The 252-nt window shown below is 66.3% G+C and carries 1 protein-coding gene; it reads right to left on the bottom strand.

The genetic code is table 11. The features are described 5' to 3' along the window. Nucleotides 1-252: hypothetical protein (locus tag AC3XQU_RS24375; RefSeq protein WP_489876693.1), on the bottom strand; the 252-nt coding region annotated here is incomplete at both ends.

Here is a 252-nt window from a genome sequence, read left to right as displayed (position 1 = left end):
CAACCCGGTGACTTGGGCTTCGGTGTGCGTGTGTGTTGTCGGCGTGCGGGGGTTGGTCAGGCGTGGGTCATCCCCTTGCACCGACCCGTCGGCCTTATCGAGCGAGGCCTGCACGGAGGGAGATGTCTTCGCCTTAGTGACGGCCTCGTCGGCGAGCTTCGGTGTCGTGACCGCGTTGTCGAGCACAGAACCGGCAACGATGCCGTCAGCGGCGTCCTCAGCCCGCTGCGCCTGCAGCGTCGCATCGGTTAC

The sequence above is a fragment of the Telluria sp. AZSoR62 genome (genome assembly GCF_058111565.1).
Note: the sequence above shows the minus strand (reverse complement) of the source record. Positions and strands in the feature narration are given on the sequence as shown.